This is a genomic window from Mesorhizobium sp. LCM 4576, from assembly GCF_001854815.1.
In the GTDB taxonomy this organism is placed as follows: domain Bacteria; phylum Pseudomonadota; class Alphaproteobacteria; order Rhizobiales; family Rhizobiaceae; genus Mesorhizobium; species Mesorhizobium plurifarium.
Window position 1 is genome coordinate 1 of the sequence record NZ_MDDT01000061.1, and the last position, 25,064, is coordinate 25,064.

A 25,064-nucleotide genomic window follows, 5' to 3' on the forward strand; every position below is an offset into this window, starting at 1 on the left:
AGGGCATGCGCTGCACCGGGCTGAAGCGGCCCTTCGAGGCCACCGCCCGCCAGAAATCGTCGAGCTTCCTGCGCGCGCCTTCCACGCCGCCCCGCACGAACCCGTCGGCCAGCGCCACCGCGTTCATCGCGCCCGCGCTGGTGCCGGACACCGCCGCGATCTCAAGCCGCCCATCTTCCAGCAGCCGGTCGAGCACGCCCCAGGAAAAGGCGCCATGCGAGCCGCCGCCCTGGAGCGCGACGTTGATCTTCTTCTTGTCCTCCGCCTTGCCGTTCTTCGCCATGGCGTTCCTTGTCTCGATGCGCCGGCCTGCCCCTGCGTCATCGCGAGGGACAGGGTTCCGTCTGCCTATGTTGCAGTGCAGCATATAAGGGCGGACCAAGGCAAGAACACGAACACACAAGCGTGATCGAATGAAATTTCGACCGCGAGACGCTCCTTCCTCGCCCCACGAAAGTGGGGAGAGGTGGCCCGGCGAAGCCGGGACGGAGAGGGGTCTTCGCGGCAGCCGGAGGTCCCTACCCAGAGCTGTTTGTGGATATCGAGGGCTCGCCGGGCGCCTCACTTGCAGGGAATGTCGCTTCACCACCGGCGTCCCCCTCTCCGTCCCGGCTTCGCCGGGCCACCTCGCCCCCGCGTTGCGGGGGCGAGGAACGGCTTCTCAAGCCACCAGATCCGGCACCGGCCCGATATAGCGCGACTGCGGCCTGATGAGCCGTCCGGTTGCCTGCTGCTCGCGGGCGTGCGCAATCCAGCCGGCAACGCGGCCGGCGGCAAAGACGTTGGAGAATGCTTCTTGCGGGAAGCCGACCGCTTCGAGCAGAAGCGCGGTGTAGAACTCGACATTGGTCTGGATCGAACGCTGCGGCTTGGCGACGCGAAGCACTTCGAGCGCCGCCTGCTCCACTGTCTCGGCGAAGACCAGCCGGCTGCCCATCTCCTTGCTGCTTGCCTCATTGCGCGAACCGAGCTGCCGCACGACCGCCTTCAGCGCGTCGGCGCGCGGGTCGCGCACGCGGTAGATGCGATGGCCGAAGCCCATGATGCGCTCGCCATGCGCGATCTCGTTGCGGAGCCAGGCAGCCGCATCGCCGCTGGCCTCGATGGCGTCCAGCATCTCGATCACCGGCCCCGGCGCGCCGCCATGCAGCGGGCCCTTCAGCGCGCCGAGCCCGGCTAGGATCGCCGAGGTCAGCCCGGCTTGCGTCGAGGCCACCACGCGGGTCGCGAAGGTCGAGGCGTTGAGGCCGTGGTCGCAGACCGTCACCAGATAGCTGTCCAACGCCTTGGCAAGCGCCGGCGAGGCGGTGCCGGCAAGCATCCTGAGCATATCGCCGGCATGATCGGCTTTTTCGTCGGGAACGATCGGGGTCTCGCCCCGGCCAAGGCGCAGCAGGGCCGGCGTCAGCACCGCCGGCGCCGCGATCAGCCTGAGCGCGTCGGCAAGTCCGTCGCCGTCCGGCAGGATAGCCATGCCGGCGCGCATGCCGCTGTAAATATCGAGCGACGCAAGCTGGGTGAGCATCGGTTTCACACGATCAAATACTTCCACTCGCGCCTTGCCGATCGCCTTTTCCAACTCGGCATCGCTGGGAAGCTCGTCGAAGAAACCGTCGAACAGCAAATGCACCACTTGCGCGTAACGCCAGCGGCCAGCGAGCTCCATCAGCGAATGGCCGCGGATGGTGAGATGCCCGCCCACGCCGTCGACATCGGAAAGCACCGTGTCGGCCGCCACAACATCATCGAGCCCATTCGCCATGATCGTCTCCTTGATCTTTTGCGCTTTGCAATTAATGCTACGCAATCAATGCATCAATCTTGATCAAGATAATCAACGTAAGGCGGCAGATGACGGAGTGGCTGACGCGGGAGCAAGCGCTGGAGCGGCTGAACGTCCGGCCGCAAACGCTTTATGCCTATGTCAGCCGCGGTCGCATCGGCATGAAGCCGGACGAAGCCGACCCGCGCCGCAGCCAATACCGCGCCGACGACATCGCAGCGCTTGCCACGCGCCGCGACCGCGGAAGGAGCCCGCAGGCGATCGCCGAAAGCGCCATCGCCTGGGGCGAGCCGGCCATCGCCACCTCGATCTCGACGGTGCTGCATGGCCGCCTCGTCTATCGCGGCAAGGACGCGGTGGAATTTTCGGCGACAGCGACGCTCGAGGAGACCGCCGCGCTGCTGTGGGCCTCCGACCATCCGGTGTCGTTCGCTTCGCTGACGCCGTCAGCCGCCCGGCAAAGCGGCACGCCGACCGCCTTCGCCAGGCTCTCGGCGCTTGCGACCGCAGGCTGGTCCTCGCTCGGCCGCAGGCCGGCCATGCTGCAGCAGGACGGCGCCGCCGCAACCAGCTCGCTGGCAACGGCGCTCGGCGCAACGCCGGGCTCCGAACCCGTGCACATCAGGCTGGCGCAAGGCTGGTCGGTGGAAGCCGCCGGCGCCGATCTCATCCGCAAGGCGCTGGTGCTCTTGGCGGATCACGAGCTCAACGCCTCGACCTTCGCAGCCCGCGTCGCGGCCTCCACCGGCGCGCCGGTCGCCGCCTGCCTGCTCGCCGGTCTCGCGACACTGACCGGCCCGCGCCATGGCGGCGCGGGTGCCGCGGCGATCGCGCTGGTCGAGGACGCGGAGCGGCTGGGCGCGGACGAAGCGGTCGCCCGCTGGCTGGCGCATGACCGGCCGCTGCCCGGCTTCGGCCACCCGCTCTATCCGGAAGGCGACCCGCGCGCCGAGGGCGTTTTCTCCGGCCTCGACATCGACGACGGGCTGTCGCGGTTGCGCAAGGCGGTGCTTGCCGCGACCGGCCTGCATCCGAACATCGATTTCGCTTTGGCCGCGATGACGCGCAGCCTGCGCTTGCCGGCCGACGCGCCGTTCCGCCTGTTCGCGCTCGGCCGCAGCGTCGGCTGGACGRCGCACGCCATCGAGCAGGTGACCAGCAACAGGCTGATCCGGCCGCGCGCCCGTTACGACGGGCCGGTCGGCACTTAGTGAACGCCGATGGGTCTATTACGGTGAAGCGCTTAGCGCTTTGCCTTGCGGTAAAGCGCGCCAGGGTGTGCCGAGATTCGGGTCAGGCCGAGTCGAGAACGATGGCTACCGAGAACCGGAGCGGAGCGTACTTAAAGTACGTGAGCACCGGAAGCGCAGGCAGCCGTCGTTCGCAGGCCGGCCTCACCCGAATATCGGCATACTCTAGGACATCGTGTCGAGCTTGCGCTGCATGGCCGCGATCTGCGCCTTCAGTTCCTGCAAATCGTCGGATTTCTCTTCCTTCTTCGGCGGCTCGGCAGGAGCCGCGGAATTGCCGCCGGCGGGCGGGAACGGCGTGAACATGCGCATGGCGTTCTGGAACATCTCGACATTGCGGCGCGTCTGTTCCTCGAGCGCCTTCATCGGCGTCTTCATCATGTCCATCGGCGTCTTGCCGAATGCGCCCTTCATCTGCTCGCGGAACCGCTCCTGCTCCTTGGAGAAGGCGATCATCGACTGTTCGAGGAAGCTCGRCACGATCATCTGCATCTGATCGCCGTAGAAGGAGATGAGCTGGCGCAGGAACGGGATCGGCAGCATGTTCTGCCCGTCCTTGTTCTCCAGCTCGAAGATGATCTGCGTCAGCACCGGGTGGGTGATGTCGTCGCCGGTCTTTGCGTCCTGGACCRTGAACTCCTCGCCCTTCTTGACCATCTCGGCCAAGTCCTCGAGCGTCACATAGGTACTGGTGCCGGTGTTGTAGAGCCGGCGATTGGCATACTTCTTGATGACGATCGGGTCGTCTTTTGYGGCCATCCGTATCCTCCCCAGGACACCGGCACCTTTCGGAGTAAGCGGCCGGTAACGATTGCGCCCTCAATCGAGGATACGCGCAAAAGCGTCACAATTCCAAGCGGTTTGTGCACTGCGRCATCAATTAATGCTGCACAGCCATTGCAAAATCCGCCGCATGGCCRACGTCACGTTACCGCGACTGGCGCGCGCTCTGCTTGCCGCGCATGGCGGCCATGCCCATTTCCGGTTTGACTCAGGTCATTGAACGGGCAAGAAAAGTCTTCAACGATAGCCTAAAATACGACACCTCGAAGTCTGGAGAAGAAAATGGCCGCTTCCAATTCAATCGTCGTCGCCAGCGCCGCCCGCACCGCGGTCGGATCTTTCAATGGCAGTTTCGCCGCAACGCCGGCGCATGAGCTCGGCGCCGTCGTCATCAGGGAATTGCTGGCGCGCGCGAAGGTCGAGGCGACGGAGGTCGACGAGGTCATCCTCGGCCAGGTGCTGACCGCCGCTCAAGGCCAGAACCCGGCCCGCCAGGCCTCGATCAACGCCGGCCTGCCGAAGGAGACCACCGCCTGGGGCCTCAACCAGGTTTGCGGCTCAGGCCTGCGCGCGATCGCCCTCGGCATGCAGCAGATCGCCACCGGCGACGCCAAGGTGATCGTCGCCGGCGGCCAGGAATCGATGTCGCTGTCGCCGCATGCCGAGCATCTGCGTGCCGGCGTCAAGATGGGCGACTACAAGATGATCGACACCATGATCAAGGACGGCCTGTGGGACGCCTTCAACGGCTATCACATGGGCAATACCGCCGAGAACGTCGCCCGCCAGTTCCAGATCACCCGCGAAACCCAGGACGAGTTCGCGCTCGCTTCGCAGAACAAGGCCGAGGCCGCGCAGAAGGCCGGCAGGTTCAAGGACGAGATCGTCGCCTTCACCATCAAAGGCAAGAAGGGCGACACCATCGTCGACCAGGACGAATATATCCGTCACGGCGCGACGCTCGACGCCATGACCAAGCTTAAGCCCGCCTTCGACAAGGACGGCACGGTCACCGCCGCCAATGCCTCCGGCATCAACGACGGCGCCGCCGGCGCACTGCTGATGACCGAGGCCGAGGCCGCACGCCGCGGCATCACCCCGCTGGTGCGCATCGCCTCCTGGGCGACCGCCGGCGTCGATCCGGCGATCATGGGCACCGGGCCCATTCCCGCCTCGAAGCGGGCGCTGGAAAAGGCCGGCTGGTCGGTCAAGGATCTCGACCTCGTCGAGGCCAACGAGGCTTTCGCCGCGCAGGCCTGCGCCGTCAACCAGGGCATGGGCTGGGACCCCTCGATCGTCAACGTCAATGGCGGCGCCATCGCCATCGGCCATCCGATCGGCGCTTCCGGCGCCCGCATCTTCAACACGCTGGTCCACGAGATGCGCCGCAGAAGTGCCAAGAAGGGCCTTGCCACGCTGTGCATCGGCGGCGGCATGGGCGTCGCTATGTGCGTGGAAGCGCTGTGAGCGAATAACGAATAGGGAGCAGCGGATAGGGAAGAACGGCGTCAGCGCAGYGGGACATCGGATCCCTATTCGCTATTCGCTACTCCCTATTCGCCTCAAGTGACCAAAAAGGGAGGACCACATGAGCAAAGTAGCAATCGTCACCGGCGGATCGCGCGGCATTGGTGCTGCGATATCGGTCGCCTTGCAGAACGCCGGCTATTCGGTCGCGGCAAACTATGCCGGCAATGACGAGGCGGCCCAGAAATTCAAGGCCGAGACCGGCATTCCGGTCTACAAATGGTCCGTCGCCGACTACGAGGCCTGCACCGCTGGCATCAAGCAGGTCGAAGYCGATCTCGGCCCGGTCTCCGTGCTGGTCAACAATGCCGGCATCACGCGCGACGCCATGTTCCACAAGATGACGCCCGCGCAGTGGAAGGAAGTCATCGACACCAACCTTTCCGGCGTCTTCAACATGACGCATCCTTTGTGGAGCGGCATGCGCGACCGCAAGTTCGGCCGCATCATCACCATCTCCTCGATCAACGGCCAGAAGGGCCAGGCCGGCCAGGTCAACTATTCGGCCGCCAAGGCCGGCGATATCGGGTTCTCCAAGGCGCTCGCGCAAGAAGGGGCACGGGCCGGCATCACCGTCAATGTCATCTGTCCGGGCTATATCGCCACCGACATGGTCAAGGCGATCGACGAGAAGGTGCTCAACGAGCGCATCATCCCGCAAATCCCGGTCGGTCGTCTCGGCGAACCGGAAGAGATCGCGCGCTGCGTCATCTTTCTCGCTTCCGACGAAGCCGGTTTCATCACCGGCTCGACCATCACCGCCAATGGCGGCCAGTACTTCTCCTGACATCATTTGTCGCCAAGGCGGCTCCGGCACCGGAGCCGCCTTTTTCGCCAGCGGCATAGCCGGCGTGACACCTTGCCTCAATCCGGCACGCAAAAGTTAACGGCCGCGACCGCACTCTGTGCATAAACCCTAAGACAAGCTGTGAATCCTCGGTGGGTAAGCTGTGGACAACACCATATCTAGGGGTGAACAAACCAGGAAACTTTGCCCTTCTCTGATTCGTCGCCGATTCGTTCTGGCTTTGGCCGAAAGATTAACGGCGGACGGCCCAAACATCGCTGAAATCGTTAAAATCAATTAAGAAAGCTCAACAATTTCATAACCTTGACGACGCACCCCGAGTCGATCGCGATCGTTCACCGGCAAAGGTTAACGACAGCCCGGCTCCAACGGAGGCTAGGCATGAATCGGGCCAATTTCCCGATTCAGCATGTGGTGCGACTCGTCGTCAAAAAATCCACATATAGCCGTGAACAAAACCTGAATCAGGGTGAGTCAGCGATTCGTCGCTGATTCGTTCCAGACTCGTTCCAGCCGTTAACAGCAGCCGGTTTTGACCGGTGCTCGCATTCCCGCCTGCTCCCGGAAGAACATTCCGCTTTCGCTCGGCGTCCTAAATCCCTATGTGTCGGCTGTCACACGCGGCGGCGCCGCGCTTCCGACCAAAAGCATGATCCCGAAAAGCGGGAACCGGTTTTCGGAGAAAGATCATGCTTGAACAATCAAAGCGGCAGAAACACTTATTTCCGAGCCGATGAATATCCAGCCGAAACACTCCCAGCCGCTGATCCTTTCGGGCCGCGACGTGACGGCCGTGCTGGGGCCTACCAACACCGGCAAGACCCATCTCGCCATCGAACGCATGGTCGCGCATGAGACCGGCATCATCGGCCTGCCRCTGAGGCTGCTCGCCCGCGAGGTCTATGCCCGCGTCTGCGAGAAGGTCGGCGCCCACAAGGTGGCGCTGATCACCGGCGAGGAGAAGATCGTGCCGGYGAGCGCGAAATATTCGGTCTGCACCGTCGAGGCGATGCCGCGCGAGACCGACGCCGCCTTCGTCGCCATCGACGAGGTGCARCTCGCCGGCGATCTCGAGCGCGGCCATATCTTCACCGACCGCATCCTGCATCTGCGCGGCCGCCAGGAGACGCTGCTTCTGGGCGCGGCCACCATGCACGGCATCCTGCAGCGCCTGTTGAAGGGTGTGTCGGTGGTGACGCGGCCGCGACTTTCGCATCTCGCCTATGCCGGCTCGAAGAAGCTCACCCGGCTGCCGCGACGCACCGCAATCGTCGCCTTCTCGGCCGACGAGGTCTATRCCATCGCCGAGCTGATCCGCCGCCAGCAAGGGGGTGCGGCCGTCGTGCTCGGCGCGCTCTCGCCGCGCACCCGCAACGCCCAGGTAGAGATCTTCCAGTCCGGCGACGTCGACTATCTCGTCGCCACCGACGCCATCGGCATGGGGCTGAACCTCGACCTCGAGCATGTCGCCTTCGCCCAGAACCGCAAGTTCGACGGCTACCAATACCGCAACCTGACCGCCGCCGAGCTCGGCCAGATCGCCGGCCGCGCCGGCCGGCATCTGCGCGACGGCACGTTCGGCGTCACCGGCCAGGTCGATCCGTTCGACGAGGATCTGGTCGCCAAGATCGAGGCGCACGACTTCGACCCGGTGAAGGTGCTGCAATGGCGCACCGCCGATTTCGACTTTTCCAGCCTCGATGCGTTGAAGCGCTCGATCGAGGCCAATTCGCCTGTCGAGGGCCTGACCCGCGCGCTGCCGGCCGTGGACGCGCAGGCACTGGAGCATCTGTCGAAGGACGGCGACATCCGCGCTCTGGCCACCGGCAAGGAGCGCGTCGCGCTGCTGTGGGAAGCCTGCGCGCTTCCCGACTACCGCAAGATCGCGCCGGCCCAGCATGCCGACCTCATCGCCTCCATCTACATGGACCTTGCGCGCCATGGCCATGTYGATGAGAATTACATGGCCGAGCAGGTGCGGCGCGCCGACACGACGGACGGCGATATCGACACGCTGTCGCACCGGATTGCCCAGATCCGCACCTGGACTTTCGTCTCCAACCGGCCCGGCTGGCTGGCCGATCAGCTACACTGGCAGGAAAAGACGCGCGAAATCGAAGACAGATTGTCGGATGCGCTGCATGAGCGGTTGACGAAACGCTTCGTAGACCGCAGGACTTCCGTCCTCATGCGGCGCCTTAGAGAAAATACCATGCCTGAAGCCGAAATCAGCCCTACCGGAACCGTCCTCGTCGAAGGCCATCACGTCGGCGAGCTGCAAGGGTTCCGCTTCACCGCCGACCAGAGCGCCGGCGGCGAGGATGCCAAGGCGGTGCGCACCGCCGCCCAGAAGGCGCTCGCGGCCGAGTTCGACGCGCGCGCCGAACGCTTTGCCGCCTGCGCCAATGGCGACCTGGCGCTCGGCTCCGACGGCATCTTACGCTGGATCGGCGCGCCGATCGGCACGCTGGTCGCCGGCGACGAGGCGCTGAAGCCGCGCTTGGTGTTGCTTGCCGACGAGCAGCTCAACGGCCCTGCCCGCGACAAGGTCGCGGCGCGTGCCGAGCGTTTCGTCAATTTCCAGATCGAGTCGCTGCTGAAGGCGCTGGTTGACTTGAAGAATGCCGACCAGATCACCGGCATCGCGCGCGGCATCGCCTTCCAGCTGGTCGAGCATTTCGGCCTGATCAACCGCCGCGACATCGCGGAAGAGATGAAGTCGCTCGACCAGGAAGGCCGCGCCGCGTTGCGCCGCCTCGGCGTGCGCTTCGGCGCCTACCATGTCTTCGTGCCGGCGCTGATCAAGCCGGCGCCGGCGGGACTGGTGACGCTGCTGTGGGCGCTCAAGAACGACGGCAAGGACAAGCCGGGTTTCGGCGACGTGGTGCATGCGCTGGCCTCCGGCCGCACCTCGGTGGTCATCGATCCGGCCTTCGACAAGACCTTCTACAAGCTCGCCGGCTACCGCAATCTCGGCCGCCGCGCCGTGCGCGTCGATATCCTCGAACGGCTTGCCGACCTCATCCGCCCGGCGACCAACTGGAAGCCCGGCCTCGGCCAGCGTCCGGACGGCGCCTATGACGGCCACGCCTTCATGGTGACGCCGCCGATGATGTCGATCCTCGGCGCCACGGCCGACGACATGGAGGAGATCCTCAAAGGTCTCGGCTATCGCTCCGAGGCAAGGCCTGCCGCCGAGGTGAAGGCGAAGCTCGACGCGCTGGACGACGCCGCCCGCGAAGCAGCCGCGGCCAAGCTCGCCGCGGAAGAAGCGGCGCGTGCCGCGCCGGCAACGGCGACTGAAGTTGCGACGACGGACACGGTTGCTGAGACATCAGCCGACGGTTCGGAGTCGGCCGTCGTCGAACCCGTAACCGAAGCTTCGGCTGAAGCCGTCGCGGAAGTGGCGGCGGAGCCTGTCCCGGGAGAGCTGGCGGAAGCTGCGGCCGAGATCACGCAAGAGGCCCACCCCGCAGAGATCACTGTGGCGCTTGAGGCGGCCGAAACCGCCGAGGCGCCTACCTCCCCCTCGATGGGGGAGGTCGCGGCGCGAAGCGACGCGGGTGGGGGTGACGGCGCCGACGATGCAGGCGGTGCCGATGCCACCGACGCCGGCACTCCCCCCGCCCCGGCGCTGCGCGCCGACCTTCCCCACGAGGGGGAGGGTAACGCCGCCACCGGCGAAACTCCGGCCGAAGCCGAGGAACCGAAGCCTGTCCTTCTGTGGCGCCAGGCGCGTTTCGACCATCAGCGCCCGCGTCACCGTCATGACAACCGCCGCGACAATCGCCCGCGCGGCGGCCAACCCTCACGCGAGGCAGGCGCCGGCGGCATGCCCGGCGACAAGCCGGCGCATGAAGGCCGCCGCGACGGCGCCGGCAAGCCGCGCTTCGACCGCTCGAAGTTCAAGCCGAGGCCGGAGACAGGCGATCGGCGCGAAGGCAGGCCGCAAGGCGAGCGCCCGGATCGTCACGAAGGGGGCGGGGGCCGCCGCGACGGCCGGCCCGACTGGAAAGGCAACAGGCAGGACGGCAAGGGCAACGCTTCTGGCGGCAAGYCGGCCTTCCAGAGCAAGCCGCGCGAGGAACGCCCGCAGCGCTTCGACCCGGATTCGCCTTTCGCCAAGCTCGCCGCCTTGCGCGACCAGCTGAAGAAATAGGCGCGAGCATGATCCCGAAAAGTGGGAACCGGTTTTCGGGCGAGATCATGCTCCAACGAAGAGACAGCATGATCCCGAACCGAAGGACCGCGTCAGCGAAAAGTGGGAACCGGTTTTCGGGCGAGATCATGCTCCAACGAAGCTAGCCGCGATGGTTGGAGAAGGCCGCCAGCGCATCGACAAATGGCTGTTCTTCTCGCGCGCGGTGAAATCGCGCTCGCTGGCGGCGAAAATCGTCGTCGCCGGACGCGTGCGCATCAATCGCGACAAAGCAGCGCAGGCCTCGGATCTGGTCAAGCCCGGCGACGTGCTGACCATCACGCTCGAGGGCCGCATCCTGGTCTGGAAGGTGGTCAATTGCGGCACGCGGCGCGGCCCGGCCGACGAGGCGCGGCTGCTCTACGAGGACATGTYGCCGGCGCCGACGCCCAAAGGCGGAGCGGTTCCGGACGCCATTCCGGCACTGCGTGAGGCCGGCAGCGGCCGCCCGACCAAACGCGAGCGGCGGCAGACCGACCGCCTGCTCGGCGACGATTGAATAAGGTCGACCGTACCGCCGGCGGCGGCACCGTTGGATTTCCTTTTCCCGATGCCGACAGCGCCCGAATGCCCTGCCCTTGCAAGCAGYCGGCAAAGGCGTTACCTCAACTTGAAAAAGCCGAGCAAATCGGGACGTTCCGGAGCCTGCGATGACCTATGTCGTGACCGACAATTGCATCAAATGCAAATACATGGACTGCATCGAGGTCTGYCCGGTCGACTGTTTCTACGAAGGCGAGAACATGCTCGTCATTCACCCCGACGAGTGCATCGACTGCGGCGTGTGCGAGCCCGAATGCCCGGCCGACGCGATCAAGCCGGACACCGAGGGCGGTCTCGACAAATGGTTGCAGATCAACTCGGAATATGCCGAGAAATGGCCGAACATCACCGCCAAKAAAGAGCCGCCRGCGGACGCCAAGACCTTTRACGGCGAGCTCGGAAAGTTCGAGAAATATTTCTCGGCGGAGCCCGGCGAAGGCGATTGATGCTGGTGCCGGCAACACCGGCCTGACGCGACGTAACGGGACCGATACAATTACTGTCTTGACAGGCAGCGACCTCGTTTGGCGTTAGCGAACGCAGCAAAACCTTGATTCTTCCGACTTTTTGTGTTACATAAGCGAAACATGCCGGTGACACGACGTCGATTTATGGCGCTAACGCCCCAAATCACTGAAAGGTGAGCTTTTAGATCCGGACCAGAGCGATCTGGGGCAGGCGGTTGCATTCGTGCGATATGCCGGTCCCTGCTTTTCCGGTGGGTTCATCCTGTTGCGCGGCTGACGGTCGGCTATCGCCGACCCTATGGGTTCGCGCCGGCATGATGCCGGCTGCACAACTAAGGAGTTCAGGGCGTAATGGCAACGATCACCCCGCAGAAGAAGTCCAACGCGGCCCGCCACGGGTTCAAGACCGGCGAGTTCATCGTCTACCCCGCGCATGGCGTCGGCCAGATCGTGGCGATCGAAGAGCAGGAAGTTGCGGGTCACAAGCTGGAGCTGTTCGTCATCGACTTCCAGAAGGACAAGATGCGGCTCAAGGTTCCGGTCGCCAAGGCGACCTCGATCGGCATGYGCAAGCTGTCGGAAGAGGACTATGTCGACCGCGCGCTCAAGGTCGTGCAGGGCCGCGCCCGTATCAAGCGCACCATGTGGTCGCGCCGCGCCCAGGAATATGACGCCAAGATCAACTCCGGCGACCTGATCTCGATCTCGGAAGTGGTGCGCGACCTCTACCGCGCGGACAACCAGCCGGAGCAGTCCTATTCCGAGCGTCAGCTCTACGAAGCCGCGCTCGACCGCATGGCTCGCGAGATCGCCGCGGTGAACCGCATGTCGGAGACCGAGGCGGTGCGCCTCATCGAGGTCAACCTCAACAAGGGTCCGAAGCGCGGCGCCAAGGCCGACAACGAGGAAGCCGAGCAGGAAGAAGCTGCCTGAGCTTTCCGCTCAATCGAATACGAAAAACCCGGCCGAGGCCGGGTTTTTTGTTTCGGGAGCCTTCTTTCTTCTCCTGAGTTCAAACGCCAGCGTCCTTCTGTGCTTCCTCCTGCCGCAGCGAGGCAATAAAGCGCTTGGTCCGCTCGCGTTCAGGATTGTCGAAGACGACCGAGGCCGGTCCCTTCTCGACGATCGAGCCGGCATCGAGGAAGACGACCTCCTGCGCGATCTTGGAGGCGAGCCTCAGATCATGCGTGGCCATCACCATCGTCGTGCCTTCGCGGGCCAGCTGCCCGAGCACGTCGACCACTTCCTGCGCCAGTTCCGGATCGAGCGCCGAGGTCGRCTCGTCGCAAAGCAGCACGCGCGGCGACGGCGCCAGCGCCCGGGCGATCGCCACGCGCTGCTGCTGGCCGCCGGACAGCGTCGCCGGCCAGGCATCGGCCTTGTGCGCCATGCCGACCTTTTCGAGCAGCGCCATCGCCCGCTCGCGCGCTCGCGCCTCCGGCCATTTCAGCACCGTCACCAGCCCCTCCATGACATTCTCGATCGCCGTGCGATGCGGAAAGAGCTGGAAATTCTGGAACACCATGCCGGTCTGCAGGCGGATGCGCTGAACGTCTTTGGCCGGCACCTTGACGCCGGGATGGAACGCAAGCGTCTCGTCGCCGATGCGCAGGGAACCGCACGTGGGAATCTCCAGCAGGTTGATGCAACGCAGGAGCGTGCTTTTGCCGCCGCCCGAAGGGCCGACCAGCGCGGTCACGCTGCCCTCGTCGAGGCTGACAGTGACGCCCTTCAGCACCAGATTGTCGCCGAAGCGCTTTTCGATGTCGGTGAGGCCGATCATGCGTTGGCCTCCAGGAACCCGCCATAGCGGTTGAGCCGCACCTCCAGCCGCGCCTGCAGCGCCGACAGCACCGAACTCAACGCAAGATAGAGTGCCGCCGCCTCCACATAGAGGATCAGCGGCTCATAGGTGGTGGCGACGATGCGCTGCGCGGCCTGGAACATCTCGGGCACGGTGATCGCCGCCGCGAGCGAGGTGTCCTTGACCAGCGAGATGAAGGTGTTGGAAAGCGGCGGCACCGCGACGCGGCCAGCTTGCGGAAGGATGGTGCGCCRCATCGCCTGGTTCCAGGTCATGYCGATCGAATAGGAGGCCTCCCACTGGCCCTTCGGCACCGAGCCGATGACGGCGCGGATGATCTCGGAGGTATAGGCGCCGATGTTGAGCGTGAAGCCGATCAGGGCGGCRGGAAAGGCATCGAGCAGGATGCCGACCGAGGGCAGGCCGTAGAAGATCAGGAAGAGCTGCACCAGAAGCGGCGTGCCGCGAAAGATCCAGACATAGAATCGCACCAGCGCGACCAGCGGCTTCGGGCCRAACAGCCGGATCAGCGCCGTCACCAGCCCGGYGATCAGCCCRAGCGCGAAGGACAAAAGCGTCAGCGGCACGGTGAAGATCAGCGCCGCCCATAGCAGCGTCGGCAATGATTCCAGCATCAATTGCAGCCAGTGCGGCACGGGGCGCTTCTCCCTTCCAGATACGGCGGCGCGTTCCCCCGTATGGGCTGACTATCACGCAAAAACCGCCGGGCCGTCAAAGACGGCCCCGATGAATGTCGTGTAAAAAATGGCGGGCCGTTTTTGACGGCCCGCCATTTTCCGAACAAAGGAACGATTGGCTTACTTCGAAACGTCCTGACCGAAATACTTGTCGGCGATCTTCTGGTAGGTGCCGTCGGCCTTGATGTCGGCCAGCGCCTTGTTGATGGCCGCGACCAGCTCCGGATCGCCCTTGCGTACGATGACGCCGGAATAATCGGCATTCTCTTCCTGCGCGGCGATCTTCACATTGGCGTCCGGCTTGTGCTTCTTGAAATCAAGGAAGGACAGGCTGTCGTTGATGGTGGCGTCGGCGCGGCCGGTGAGCAGAAGCTGGATCGACTGGTCGAAGCCGTCGGTGCCGACGAGCTCGGCGCCGTTCTTCTCAGCGAGCTTGCCGAAATTCGAGGTCAGCGACTGCGCCGACTTCTTGCCCTTGAGATCGGCAAAGGTCTTGATGTCTGTGTTGTCGCCGCGCACGATCAGCACCGCCTTCGAAGCGATGTAGGGATCGGAGAAATCATACTTGGCCTTGCGCGCATCGGTGATGCCGACTTCGTTGATGACGGCGTCGTAACGGTTGGYGTCGAGGCCGGCGATCAGCCCGTCCCACTTGCCTTCGAGGAACTCGACCTTGACGCCGAGCTTGTCGCCGATGGCCTTGGCGATCTCGACGTCGAAGCCGACCAGCGCGTTGGACTCGTCGTGATAGGTGAAGGGCGCGTAGGTGCCTTCAGTACCGACCTTGAACACCCCGGCCTGCTTGATCTGGTCGAGATTGGCGCCGGCATGGCCGGCGGTGATCGCCAGAACCTGCAGCGTTCCGGCGAGAAGGAGCGGTTTGAGCCAYTTCATTTTTCTGTGATCCCGTTTTGACCGGTGCCCGGCGCGATTGTGAGAGCCRGAAACTGACAGATAGAAGGCTGCAAAATAAGGAACCAGATTTCAAATATCGGCTCCACCAGAAATCTGATTCTCAAATCGACCGAAAATCCGCCAAGCAGCTTTTCCTGGCCGATAACAAAATGTTCCCGCCGGCAACATCTGCCCCCTCGGGCGGCGGAACCATCCATGCGCCTGACACGTTGCATGGCTGTTGTAGGGCGCGGCGGCGTCTTTTCAACCGTCATACGCGCAATCGTGGCAAAGGAGCCGACATGATCGAGGACGCGGCAGGGCGGACACTGGTCCGGGCGGCAATGAGGGCTCCCTATCTCGAGCGCGACGAGGAGCATGTGCTTGCGCTCCGCTGGAAGGAAGAGAACGACCAGCATGCGCTGCACAGGATCACCGTCGCCCATATGCGCCTGGTCATCTCCATGGCCTCGAAATTCCGCCATTACGGCCTGCCGCTCGGCGATCTCATCCAGGAGGGTCATGTCGGCTTGCTCGAGGCGGCGGCGCGTTTCGAGCCCGCGCGGGAAGTGCGCTTCTCGACCTATGCCACCTGGTGGATCCGCGCCTCGATGCAGGATTATATCCTGCGCAACTGGTCGATCGTGCGCGGCGGCACCAGCTCGGCGCAGAAGGCGCTCTTCTTCAATCTCAGGCGCTTGCGCGCCCGCCTTGCCAACGGGGCCGAGCCGATTTCCAACGCCTCCCTCTACCGCGAGGTCTCGGCGGCGCTCGGCGTTCCGGAGGCCGACGTGGCGATGATGGATTCGCGCCTGTCTTCGCCCGACAGCTCGCTCAACGCGCCCCTGGCCGACGAGAACGGCGCCGCCGAGCGGATGGATTTCCTGGTCTCCGAAGACCCGCTTCCCGACGAGATCGTCGGGGAGAGGATCGATGTCCAGCGCCGGGCCGTCTGGCTGAAAAGCGCGCTCGGCGCGCTCAACGCCCGCGAGCTTCGCATCATCGAGGAGCGCAGGCTGAGCGATGACGGCGCCACGCTGGAATCGCTTGGCGAACAGCTCGGCATCTCCAAGGAGCGCGTCCGCCAGATCGAGGCCCGCGCCATGGAAAAGCTGAAGCTGGCCCTGGTGAAACAGAACCCGGAATTTCTGGCGGAGGCCGCCTAAGGCTGATCAGCCCTCGAATTCGATGATAAGATATTAGTAAATAAGAAAATATCGCCACCGGAGCAATTTTCCTCCATCCTACTTCCGGATTGTGAGGTCTTTAACAGATCATTGCGTCGCAATTGGCCCCTTTGAAGCCTCCAGATCACACATGGGGGATTTGCCATGCTGCGATGCTTCGCACTCCTTGCTGCTTTGATCCTCGTGGGTTTCACGACGCTCGAAGCGCATGCCGATCGAAGGGTTGCCCTCGTCATCGGCAATTCGCAATACCGCGAGATCCCGGCGCTCAAGAACCCGGACAAGGACGCCGAGGATGTATCGAAGACATTCCGGCTGGCCGGCTTCGAGGTCTTCGCGGCCAAGGACCTCACCAGGCTTCAGTTCGAAGAGAAGTTCCGCAACTATCTGGCTGCGGCCGACGGCGCCGATCTGGCGGTCGTCTATTATTCAGGACACGGCTTTCAGATCGGCGGGGAGAACTTCCTGATCCCGGTCGATGCGTCGCTGAAAGATGCGGCCGACATGGAAGTCCAGGCCATCAAGGTCAATGACATACTGCGGCAGCTGCGCTCGAGATCGAAGATCCAGATGGTCATCCTCGACGCCTGCCGCAACAATCCCTTCCCACGCAAGGACTATTGGCTGCGCGACCAGTTGATCGTCGCCGGCGACAGCGGACTTGCACAGGTAACCGGTTCGCAGAACACGCTGATTGCCTTTGCCACCGAACCGGGCGCGGTCGCCTACGACGGCTCCGGCGACCTTAGCCCGTTTTCATCGGCCTTCTCCCGCCGTGCGCTGACGCCGGACCAGGAGATACGCTCGGTGATGGCGGCCGTGCGCCGCGATGTGGTCAAGGCGACCAACGGCAAGCAGGTGCCGTGGGAGAACTCATCGCTGATCGACGACGTCGTGCTGATGCGCGGGACCGAGCAACCTGCGCCGCCGCCCGACACTGAGCAGGATCAGCAGACGGCGGAGCGCGGAATCGAAGCCGCCGCCGCTGCCGAAGCGATTGGAAATCGCGACATCCGCGTCCCGGTCGGCGTCGGCCCGGTTCCGCTGAAGCTGGATTTCCCCACCAAGGATGCCGGCGTCAGCCTCAAACTTGCGAGCTACCCGGCGACGGGAACGCTGTCCCTGCCGGATCGCGTGCTGTCGCCGCAATCGAGCCTGAAGGCCGCCGAGGTCGGCAATCTGCGCTACGAGCCGCAGATCGGCTCGGCCGCTCCCGTCGACATCGGCTTCCAGATCCGCGCGGGCAGCGCCGCGAAACAGGCGACGGTGAAGCTGTCGCCAAACGTCGATCCTTGCGACCAGGCCGCCGGCGAGCCGCTCGACCTGCAGGGTGTCGTCCCAGGCCGCTTGCCGAACGAGATCGGCGGCGGAGCTGTCGAAGCCTGCGAGGCGGCGGTGAAATCCTATCCCGACATTGCGCGCTTCCGTTACGAGTTGGGGCGGACGCTTCTGGCGTCCGGCAGGATCGACGAAGCCAGACAGGCGATCCAGGAGGCCGCGGACAAGGGACATATCCGCGCCCTGTTCGCGCTCGGCTCTATCGGCTCCGTCGACTTGGCGAAGGCGAACGACCTCTATTCGACAGCGTCCGACAAGGGAGACCCCTACGCCATGGCCGTCTGGGGCCGCGCTTTGTTCGACGGTCTCGGCGTCCAGCGTGATACCGGCAAGGGGCTCGACCTGCTGCTCCAGGCAGCGGCGATGGGACATGTCGATGCCATGAAGAACCTTGCGATGATCTTCAAGGAAGGCCGCAATGGCGTACCCACCGACCCGGACCGCGCGCTGGCTTTCCTCAAGGCCGGCATGGAGCGGCAGGACGTGTACTCGATGGGCATCCTGGGCCTTGCGGCGCATCTCGCGCGTCCCGCGGTCATGGCTTGCAAGCCCCCGAAGGTCATCACGAAGGTAAAGGTGGTCCGCGTGCCCGTGTCGAAACCGAAGACCATCGCACCGACAGTTCCAGTAACGCCAACGGTCAAGCCGGTGCCGCCGGAAACCGGGAGGACACCCTGGAGTGGCGGCAACCAGGGCGCCAATCGCGCCGGCGGCGGCAGTACCGGTGGTGGCCAAAGTGAGGGTGGCGAAACCGGCAGCGACGGCTTGTGACGACAACGGCTCCCGACCGGGCGATTGTTCAAGCAGCCGACGGAGCCCGGTCGGGCTGAACTCGCGACACGCTACCTGTCGGTGACGATCTTGACCTTGTCGCCGGCCGATACGCTGGCGCCGGGCGACATGGCGTTGAGCACGCGGAAGAGGTCTAGCTTGCGGTCGACGCCGACCATCTGGGCCGCGAGCGAACCCATCGTCTGGCCGGCCTGGACGGTGACGACCCGGATATGCAGCGGCTTCAGCGCCGCCTTCTCGGCCGGGCTCAGCACGCGGAAGGAGCCGCTGACCGAGCGCGCGACCGGGTCCAGCGCGGTGCTGRCCGAAGGCGCGGCCGTCAGCAACCTGTAGACCTGCCCGCCGGCGCGGATCACCGCGATATCGAACTGCCAGCCTTGCGCGCTGGCATGCGCCATAGCCGCCTCGTTGCCGTTGACCGTCTCCTGGCGCACGCTGGYGTCTTCGAGCCCCGCCACCCAGCCGCTGCGGATGTAATCGGTGAGCGAGACCGACTTGTCGATCGCCACGCCATCGAAACGGATGGCGATGTCGCCCGGCCCGGTCGCGGTCACCGCGGCCGCCGAATTGTCGATGACGAAGCCGTCCGGCACCGTGAAGGAGACGCCGAGATTGGGGTGCATGAAGGTCTGGCCGCGCACATAGCCTTCTTCCGGCGTGTCGCCGTAGAGCAGGCCGTCTATGCCGGCCAGAAATGCGTCGCGGTCGCGCGTGCCGACGCCGGGCGGGCCGAAATTACGCGCAAGGCGCTGCGCCAGCTCGATGCGCTGTGGCGTGTTGGGGTGCGTCGCCAGGAAGTCGAGGCTGGCGTCGGTGGCGCCGCTGACCGAGCGGAAATCCGTGTAAGCCGACATCGACTGCAGGAAACGGCCGGCGGCGTAAGGATCGTAGCCCGCCTCGCCGATCGACTTGATGCCGATGGCGTCGGCCTGGAGTTCCTGGTTGCGCGAGAATTGCGCCAGCCTCAGCTTGCCGCGGATCAGCGCCGCCTTGGCCGTCGGACTGTCACCGAGCACGTCGGAAACCACCTTGGTCGCCAGGCCTTCCTCGGCCTCGAGCTGCTGCCGCTGCAGGCCATGGTTGGCGGTGACGTGGCCCATCTCATGCGCGATGACGGCGGCAAGCTCGGAGGAATCGTTGGCCAGCGCCAGCAGCCCGCGCGTCACATAAAGATAGCCACCCGRCAGCGCGAAGGCGTTGACATTGGGTGAGTTGAGGATGGTGATGCGATAGGTCTGGGTCGGGTTGGCCGACACCACCGTCAGATTGCCGACGACCTTGGCCACCATRCGTTCCAGCTTAGGATCGGAATATTCGCCGCCATAGGTGGCGAGAATCCGTGGATGCTGCGCTTTCGCCATTTCGGCGAGCTTGGCGTTGGCGACGACGTTGTCGACGGTGATCGGCTTGTCGGAAGGCTGGAAGCCGCTCTCCTGCACGTCCGGCGGCGTGAACATCTGGCAGCTGGCAAGCGCCACGGCAACGCTCGCCAGCGCGAAAAATCGTGCCAGTGGCCTCATCCACACTTTCTCAGTGCCGGTCGACAGATCGGCTTCCTTTCGACATCTTTCGGCAAATCACGGCCCAGCCGGACCAGCATGGCCGGACCTAGCCATACTCCCCCGGACAAGGCAAGCAAACGCCGGATCACCCGTTGCCGGTTTGGCCGTAAATTATGTCCGCTTCCGGGCAATATGTTGTGATCCGGCAACGGTGCCGCCTTGATCGCCGATATAGCGCCTGAACGCATCCGGTCCAGACCGGTCGAAGAAATCGTCGGCCGGCCCGGCCGCCGCGATCGTGCCTTCATCGAGAAATGCCACGTCCTGGCCGATGCGGCRCGCATCCTCCGGCTGATGCGTGACGAACAGCACCGTCATTTCGCGTTCGGCATGGATGCCGGCGACAAGATCGAGCATGTCCTCGCGCAGCGCCGGGCCGAGCGATGCGAAAGGCTCGTCGAGCAGCAAGACCGGCCGGTCGCGCAGCARCACCCGCGCCAGCGCCACGCGCTGCCGCTCGCCGCCGGAAAGCTCGCGCGGCAGCCGCTTTTCCTTGCCCGCCAGGCCCACACGCGCCAGTGCCTCGGCGACGGCAACGCGGTCGGCCTCGCCGAGTTTCAGCGACGGCGAGCGGCCGAGTCCGACATTGGCTTCGACCGAAAGGTGGGCAAACAAATTGTTTTCCTGGAACACCATCGACACCGGTCGCGCCGAAGGCGGCGTGTCGCCGATGTCGATGCCGCCGATCAGCACCCTGCCCGCATCGGGCGTTTCGAAGCCGGCTATCAGATTGAGCAGCGTCGACTTGCCGGAACCGCTCGGCCCCATGATGGCGGTGATCCTGCCCGCCGCGAATTCGGCATCGAAGCGGAAGGAAGATTCGCCGTAGCTGAACGCGATACCATCCAGCGTGACGGTGAGGCCCTTATGCGCGGCGGTGCCGTCGATCGTCGTCGTCATGACTTTCCTTCCCGCCCCAGCCAGTCAGCAACGACCACCAGCATCAGGCAGACGAGGCCGAGCAGCAAGGCGAGTCCCGCGGCGTCGGCGGTCCGGTAGCTGCCCATGCGCGCCAAAAGCAGATAGGGCAAGGTCTGTACGGAATCGCTGCCGAACAGCGCGATCACCCCGAGATCGCCGAGCGACAGCGCCATGGCGAAGGCGAATCCGGTGGCCAAGGGCCGCCTCAGCGACGGCCAGTCGATCAGGCTGAGCCGGGTCCAGCCGGATATGCCGAGCGCCAGGCAAAGCCGCTCATGGCGTTCGCTCGCCGCATCATAGGCCGGGCGAATGGCGCGGATGGCGAAGGGCATGGCCATCACCGCATTGACGGCGACGACCATGACCGGCGCGATGGCGAAGACATCGGTGATGCTGCGCAACGCCAGGAACCAGCCGGCGCCAAGCACGATCGGCGGCACGACGAGCACGAAGCCGGCTCCGGTGTCGGCGGCGTGCTCGAGCAGCGACATGGCGCTGCCGGCACGGCGCCGCAGGGCCAGCGCGCGCCGCGCCGCGATCAGCGCCAGCGACAAGGTCACGCTGAGCAGCGCCGCAAGCAAAGCAAGGCCCGCGCTGGTGAGCGTCGCGCGGCGCACCGCCTCCTCGCCCGCCAATCGGCCGAGATCGGCCTCCAGACCTGAAACCACCGTCGCCGCCATCGGTCCGGCGACGAACAGCAGGGCAAGCACGATGAGGCCGCCATTCAGCACGCTCTCCATGCGGCCCGCCGAAAGGTAGCGGCGCGGCGCCACCGGCAGATTGGCGTCGCCGACGGCGTTGGCGCCGAGCCGCGTGAGAGCGACGACCACGATGAAGGTCAGCGCGATCTGCAACAGCGTCAGCACCACGGCGCGCGCGGGATCGAAATCGAAGCGCAGCGCCTGGTAGATGGCGACCTCCAGCGTCGTCGCGGCCGGACCGCCGCCCAGCGTCAGCACGATGGTGAAGGAGGTGATGCAGAGCATGAAGACCAGTCCGGCGATCCCCGGCAAGGCCGCGCGCAGCACCGGCCATTCGATCAGCCGGAAGGCCGGGCGGGCGCTCATCCCAAGCTGGCTCGCCAGTCGCCACTGGTCGGCGGGAATGGTGCCCAGCGACTCCAGGAACAGGCGCGTCGCCAAGGGCAGGTTGAAGAAGACATGCGCGACCAGGATGCCGGAGAGGCCGTAGATGCCGGGCCATTCTCCGCCGCCAAGCCCGGCGAAGACGCCGGCAAAGTACCCGGCGCGACCGTAGAGCGCCAATATGCCGAGCGCGGCGACGATTGCCGGCAATGCCAGCGGCACGGTGAACAGTTGCAGGATCAGTCGGCGGCCGGGAAAGGCTGGATGCCGGGACAAGGCGCGCGCCACGAGCAGCGCCGGCGCGACCGACAGGAGCGTCGAGAGAGCCGCCTGCCAAAGCGTGAAGCGGGCGACGCGAAAGAGATAGCTGTCGAAGGCGGCGGCAGCGCCGGAGAGGTCATGCGCGCCTTCGATGGCGAGGCCGGCGAAGGCGCCGCCGATGAGGATGGCGATTGCTGCAAGAGCGATGACGCCAGCGGTTATGCGGGAGTCACGCGTGGCGTGCACGCTGCACCTTGTTGAGATTCAGCGAACGCCGCGTTCCTTCGCGCCCCCCTCTGGCCTGCCGGCCATCTCCCCCTCTAGGGGGGAGATTAGCAGCTTCGACGCCCCGCTTAGTCCTGCAGCATTGGAGATTGGCGAAAGTCGGCGTGACAGCCAATCTCCCCCCTTGAGGGGGAGATGTCCGGCAGGACAGAGAGGGGGGCCTTGGCGCAAGCATCGCAGCCCTACTTGCTCATCACCGCCAGCCACTCATCCACCCAGGCCTTGCGGTTGGCCGCCACTTCCTCAGGACTGAACAGCAAGGTCTTGGTCGGCTTCACCAGCTTGTCGAAGGCCGGGTTGAGCGGCTTGTCGGTCTTGCCGGCCGGGAACATCCAGTTGGTCTCCGGAATGACGTCCTGGAACTTCGGTCCGGTCATGAAGGCGATGAATTTCTGCGCCAGCGGGTTCTTCGCGCCGGCCGTGGTGATGCCGGCAACCTCGATCTGCAGGTATTCGCCCTCCTCGAAGGAGGCCGCCTGGTAGCGCTCGGTGTTCTCGGCCACCATGTGGTAGGCCGGCGAGGTGGTGTAGGAGAGCACCATCGGAGCCTCGCCCTTGGTGAACAGGCCATAGGCCTCGCTCCAGCCCGGCGTCACCGTCAGGACCTTGGTCTTGAGCTTGGCCCAGGCTTCCGGCGCCTTGTCGCCATAGACAGACTTCACCCACAAAAGCAGGCCAAGGCCGGGCGTCGAGGTGCGCGGATCCTGGATGACGATCTTGTCGGTGCCGCTGCCTTCCACCAGCTCCTTCAGGCTCTTCGGCGGGACTTTCAGCTTCTGCGTGTCGTAGACGACGGCGAAATAGCCATAGTCGAAGGGCACGAAAGTGTCGTCGCTCCAGCCTCCGGGCACATTGATCCCGGAGACTTCGCCATGCGGCGCGAAGAGGCCGCTCGCCTTCGCGTCCGCCGTCAGATTGGTGTCGAGGCCAAGCACGACATCGGCTTTGGTGCCGGCGCCTTCGAGCTTGACGCGGTTGAGCAGCGCCACACCGTCGGCCACCGAGACGAATTCGAGATCGCAGCCGCATTCGGCCTCGAATTCCTTCTTCACGGCCGGTCCGGGTCCCCAATCGGCGGTGAAGCTTTCATAAGTATAGACGGTGAGCTTGTCCTTGGCCTCGGCAGGCGCGACGCCCGCCAGAAGCGCAACAAGGCCGGTTGCGAGAATGAGATTGGACAGCATTGCGCGCATCGGCGCCTCCTTCGTTCGAGTGACAAGGAATTGAGGCGCCGGATGGTCCGAAACGTCTAATCCCTCCGCCGGTACAAACCGGATCAGGTTCAGCGGGTTGGCTTGATCGCCTCTCAGCCGGATCACGTCCGGCACCCCGTTAGAGCGTTTCGACAGATAGGCCCGGCCGAAGCGGCGCGCAAGCGGAAGTTTTGCCGGGCAGCTAATGTTCGCCGGCAGGGTTCGCAACCGAAGCGCACTGCATCCGGCTTCCGTTTCGCCCGGTGGGCTGGTAAGGGCGACGCCCATGGGCACATTCACCATCCTGCTTGGCGGCGAACTCATCCGCACGCCCCGGCTCGAACGCCAGATCACTGGCTCGCGCGTCATCGCCGCCGACGCCGGCATCGGCCATGCCCGCTTGCTGGATATCGTCCCGGAACTCTGGGTTGGCGATTTCGATTCGGTGCCGGCCAACCTGCCGGATGATCTCGCCGCCGTTCCGCGAAAAGTCTTCCCGGCCGAGAAGGACATGACCGACGGAGAGCTCGCCATAGCGGAAGCGCTTCAGCGCGGCGCCACCAGCCTGGTGCTGGCCGGAGCCTTTGGCGGCAAGCGCGCCGACCATGCCGTCCTGCATCTGGCGCTGGCCGTGCGGCTGGCCGCCGCCGGCACGCGGGTGCTGCTGACGAGCGGCGCGCAGGAAGGCGTTCCGATCCTGCCCGGCAAATCGAGCTTCGACTATGATGAGGGCACCTTGTTTTCGGTGCTCGGCTTCTCCGAGCTTGGCGGCCTGACTGTGACCGGCGCCAAATGGCCGCTCGACCGCGTCGAGGTGGCGTTCGGCTCCTCGCTCACTATATCAAACGAGGTCAAAGGGCGGCTCGGCATCGCGCTGGAGCGCGGCCGGGCGCTGCTTCTGGYCCACCCTTATCCTCTTCCAGAAAGCTGATATGGCGCCGCCACTCCTCAACCTCGACGGCATTAAACTGACCTTCGGCGGCACGCCGCTGCTCGACGGCGCGGCGCTCAGCGCATCCGCCGGCGAGAAGATCGCGCTGGTCGGCCRCAATGGCTCGGGCAAGTCGACGCTGCTCAAGATCGCCGCCGGCATGATCGAGCCGCAGGACGGCGAGGTCTTCCGCCAACCCTCGGCCACGGTCCGCTATCTGCCGCAGATGCCCGACATGGACGGTTTCGCCAGCGTGCGCGCCTATGTCGAAGCCGGCCTCGGCCCGGCCGACGATCCGCATCGCGCCACCTATCTGATGGAACATCTCGGCCTCACCGGCGAGGAGCGGCCGAACGATCTTTCAGGCGGCGAGGCGCGCCGCGCTGCGCTAGCCCGTGTCATGGCGCCCGAGCCCGACATCCTTTTGCTCGACGAGCCGACCAACCATCTCGATCTCTCGGTCATCGAGTGGCTGGAAGAAGAGCTTGCCCGCACCTCTTCCGCGGTGATCCTGATCTCGCACGACCGCCGCTTTCTCGAGCGCGTCTCGCGCGCCACCGTCTGGCTCGACCGCGGCCAGACGCGGCGCCTGGACAAGGGCTTCGCGCATTTCGAGGAGTGGCGCGACCAGGTGCTGGAGGAGGAGGAGCGCGAGCAGCACAAGCTCGGCCGCCAGATCGTGCGCGAGGAGCACTGGCTGCGCTACGGCGTGACCGCCAGGCGCAAGCGCAACATGCGCCGGCTCGGCGAATTG

General features: G+C 65.0%; 22 protein-coding genes and 1 riboswitch. Of the genes, 11 read left to right on the forward strand and 11 right to left on the reverse strand.

Features of this window, described 5'->3' with window-relative positions; all coding sequences use genetic code 11:
• The coding region (locus tag LCM4576_RS29815) for a patatin-like phospholipase family protein (protein ID WP_198540341.1) at positions 1-283 on the reverse strand (283 nt) is incomplete at its 3' end.
• Positions 284-661: 378 nt separating this feature from the next.
• The gene (locus tag LCM4576_RS29820; RefSeq protein WP_071035997.1) at positions 662-1,762 is read right to left on the reverse strand and encodes a citrate synthase/methylcitrate synthase; all 1,101 of its coding nucleotides are present in this window, start codon (positions 1,760-1,762) and stop codon (positions 662-664) included.
• 89 nt (positions 1,763-1,851) lie between these two features.
• Here LCM4576_RS29820 and LCM4576_RS29825 point away from each other — a divergent pair, with 89 nt between their 5' ends.
• Positions 1,852-2,994 carry a citrate synthase gene (locus LCM4576_RS29825; RefSeq protein ID WP_083361564.1) on the forward strand — a complete coding sequence of 381 codons (1,143 nt, stop codon included), beginning with the start codon at positions 1,852-1,854 and terminating at the stop codon, positions 2,992-2,994.
• A 204-nt stretch (positions 2,995-3,198) separates the two neighbouring features.
• Here LCM4576_RS29825 and phaR read toward each other — a convergent pair whose 3' ends face one another.
• Complete coding sequence (gene phaR, locus LCM4576_RS29830; protein WP_071035999.1) at positions 3,199-3,792, reverse strand: polyhydroxyalkanoate synthesis repressor PhaR; 594 nt, start codon at positions 3,790-3,792, stop codon at positions 3,199-3,201.
• Between the two features lie 306 nt (positions 3,793-4,098).
• On the opposite strand from phaR, the gene LCM4576_RS29835 reads away from it, so the two are divergent.
• From LCM4576_RS29835 to LCM4576_RS29860, 6 genes are all read left to right on the forward strand, one after another.
• Positions 4,099-5,283 carry an acetyl-CoA C-acetyltransferase gene (locus tag LCM4576_RS29835; RefSeq protein ID WP_071036000.1) on the forward strand — a complete coding sequence of 395 codons (1,185 nt, stop codon included), beginning with the start codon at positions 4,099-4,101 and terminating at the stop codon, positions 5,281-5,283.
• A gap of 121 nt (positions 5,284-5,404) precedes the next feature.
• Positions 5,405-6,130 carry an acetoacetyl-CoA reductase gene (gene phbB, locus LCM4576_RS29840; protein ID WP_071036001.1) on the forward strand — a complete coding sequence of 242 codons (726 nt, stop codon included), beginning with the start codon at positions 5,405-5,407 and terminating at the stop codon, positions 6,128-6,130.
• 754 nt (positions 6,131-6,884) lie between these two features.
• Positions 6,885-10,310, forward strand: a complete 3,426-nt coding sequence (locus LCM4576_RS29845) for a helicase-related protein (protein WP_071036002.1) — start codon at positions 6,885-6,887, stop codon at positions 10,308-10,310.
• Between the two features lie 151 nt (positions 10,311-10,461).
• Complete coding sequence (locus tag LCM4576_RS29850; protein WP_071036003.1) at positions 10,462-10,848, forward strand: RNA-binding S4 domain-containing protein; 387 nt, start codon at positions 10,462-10,464, stop codon at positions 10,846-10,848.
• 151 nt (positions 10,849-10,999) lie between these two features.
• Positions 11,000-11,338, forward strand: a complete 339-nt coding sequence (gene fdxA / locus LCM4576_RS29855; RefSeq protein ID WP_071036004.1) for a ferredoxin FdxA — start codon at positions 11,000-11,002, stop codon at positions 11,336-11,338.
• A 372-nt stretch (positions 11,339-11,710) separates the two neighbouring features.
• On the forward strand, positions 11,711-12,292 hold the full coding sequence (locus LCM4576_RS29860) for a CarD family transcriptional regulator (protein ID WP_071036005.1): 582 nt from the start codon (positions 11,711-11,713) through the stop codon (positions 12,290-12,292).
• Positions 12,293-12,371: 79 nt separating this feature from the next.
• Here the strand turns inward: LCM4576_RS29860 and LCM4576_RS29865 are convergent, their stop codons facing one another.
• From LCM4576_RS29865 to LCM4576_RS36430, 4 genes are all read right to left on the reverse strand, one after another.
• Positions 12,372-13,142: an amino acid ABC transporter ATP-binding protein gene (locus LCM4576_RS29865; RefSeq protein WP_071036006.1), complete on the reverse strand. Its 771-nt coding sequence runs from the start codon at positions 13,140-13,142 to the stop codon at positions 12,372-12,374.
• Positions 13,139-13,819 (reverse strand): ABC transporter permease subunit, encoded by a 681-nt coding sequence (locus LCM4576_RS29870; RefSeq protein ID WP_071036007.1) that lies wholly within the window; start codon positions 13,817-13,819, stop codon positions 13,139-13,141. Before LCM4576_RS29870 ends, LCM4576_RS29865 begins: the two co-directional genes overlap by 4 nt.
• Before the next feature lie 162 nt (positions 13,820-13,981).
• Positions 13,982-14,755 (reverse strand): amino acid ABC transporter substrate-binding protein, encoded by a 774-nt coding sequence (locus tag LCM4576_RS29875; protein ID WP_071036008.1) that lies wholly within the window; start codon positions 14,753-14,755, stop codon positions 13,982-13,984.
• Positions 14,752-15,030, reverse strand: a complete 279-nt coding sequence (locus LCM4576_RS36430; RefSeq protein WP_131803320.1) for a hypothetical protein — start codon at positions 15,028-15,030, stop codon at positions 14,752-14,754. Before LCM4576_RS36430 ends, LCM4576_RS29875 begins: the two co-directional genes overlap by 4 nt.
• Before the next feature lie 27 nt (positions 15,031-15,057).
• Here LCM4576_RS36430 and LCM4576_RS29880 point away from each other — a divergent pair, with 27 nt between their 5' ends.
• Together LCM4576_RS29880 and LCM4576_RS29885 are read left to right on the forward strand one after the other, a co-directional pair.
• Positions 15,058-15,921, forward strand: coding sequence for an RNA polymerase factor sigma-32 (locus tag LCM4576_RS29880; protein WP_041000887.1), 864 nt, complete (start codon positions 15,058-15,060; stop codon positions 15,919-15,921).
• A 165-nt stretch (positions 15,922-16,086) separates the two neighbouring features.
• Positions 16,087-18,051, forward strand: a complete 1,965-nt coding sequence (locus tag LCM4576_RS29885; RefSeq protein WP_071036009.1) for a caspase family protein — start codon at positions 16,087-16,089, stop codon at positions 18,049-18,051.
• 71 nt (positions 18,052-18,122) lie between these two features.
• Here LCM4576_RS29885 and LCM4576_RS29890 read toward each other — a convergent pair whose 3' ends face one another.
• The 4 genes from LCM4576_RS29890 to thiB all read right to left on the reverse strand — a co-directional run bounded on the left by LCM4576_RS29890 (position 18,123) and on the right by thiB (position 23,370).
• Positions 18,123-19,592 carry a M48 family metalloprotease gene (locus tag LCM4576_RS29890; RefSeq protein ID WP_071036010.1) on the reverse strand — a complete coding sequence of 490 codons (1,470 nt, stop codon included), beginning with the start codon at positions 19,590-19,592 and terminating at the stop codon, positions 18,123-18,125.
• Positions 19,593-19,745: 153 nt separating this feature from the next.
• The gene (thiQ, locus tag LCM4576_RS29895; RefSeq protein ID WP_071036011.1) at positions 19,746-20,534 is read right to left on the reverse strand and encodes a thiamine ABC transporter ATP-binding protein; all 789 of its coding nucleotides are present in this window, start codon (positions 20,532-20,534) and stop codon (positions 19,746-19,748) included.
• Positions 20,531-22,147 carry a thiamine/thiamine pyrophosphate ABC transporter permease gene (gene thiP / locus LCM4576_RS29900; RefSeq protein WP_071036012.1) on the reverse strand — a complete coding sequence of 539 codons (1,617 nt, stop codon included), beginning with the start codon at positions 22,145-22,147 and terminating at the stop codon, positions 20,531-20,533. Before thiP ends, thiQ begins: the two co-directional genes overlap by 4 nt.
• Before the next feature lie 221 nt (positions 22,148-22,368).
• Entirely contained in the window at positions 22,369-23,370 is a 1,002-nt protein-coding gene (thiB, locus tag LCM4576_RS29905) for a thiamine ABC transporter substrate binding subunit (protein ID WP_407067411.1), read from the reverse strand.
• 52 nt (positions 23,371-23,422) lie between these two features.
• Positions 23,423-23,528, reverse strand: a riboswitch (TPP riboswitch).
• Between the two features lie 137 nt (positions 23,529-23,665).
• Here thiB and LCM4576_RS29910 point away from each other — a divergent pair.
• Together LCM4576_RS29910 and LCM4576_RS29915 are read left to right on the forward strand one after the other, a co-directional pair.
• Positions 23,666-24,310, forward strand: coding sequence for a thiamine diphosphokinase (locus tag LCM4576_RS29910; RefSeq protein ID WP_071036014.1), 645 nt, complete (start codon positions 23,666-23,668; stop codon positions 24,308-24,310).
• 1 nt (position 24,311) lies between these two features.
• Positions 24,312-25,064 (forward strand): ATP-binding cassette domain-containing protein (locus LCM4576_RS29915; RefSeq protein ID WP_131803321.1); only part of this gene is annotated, 753 nt, incomplete at its 3' end.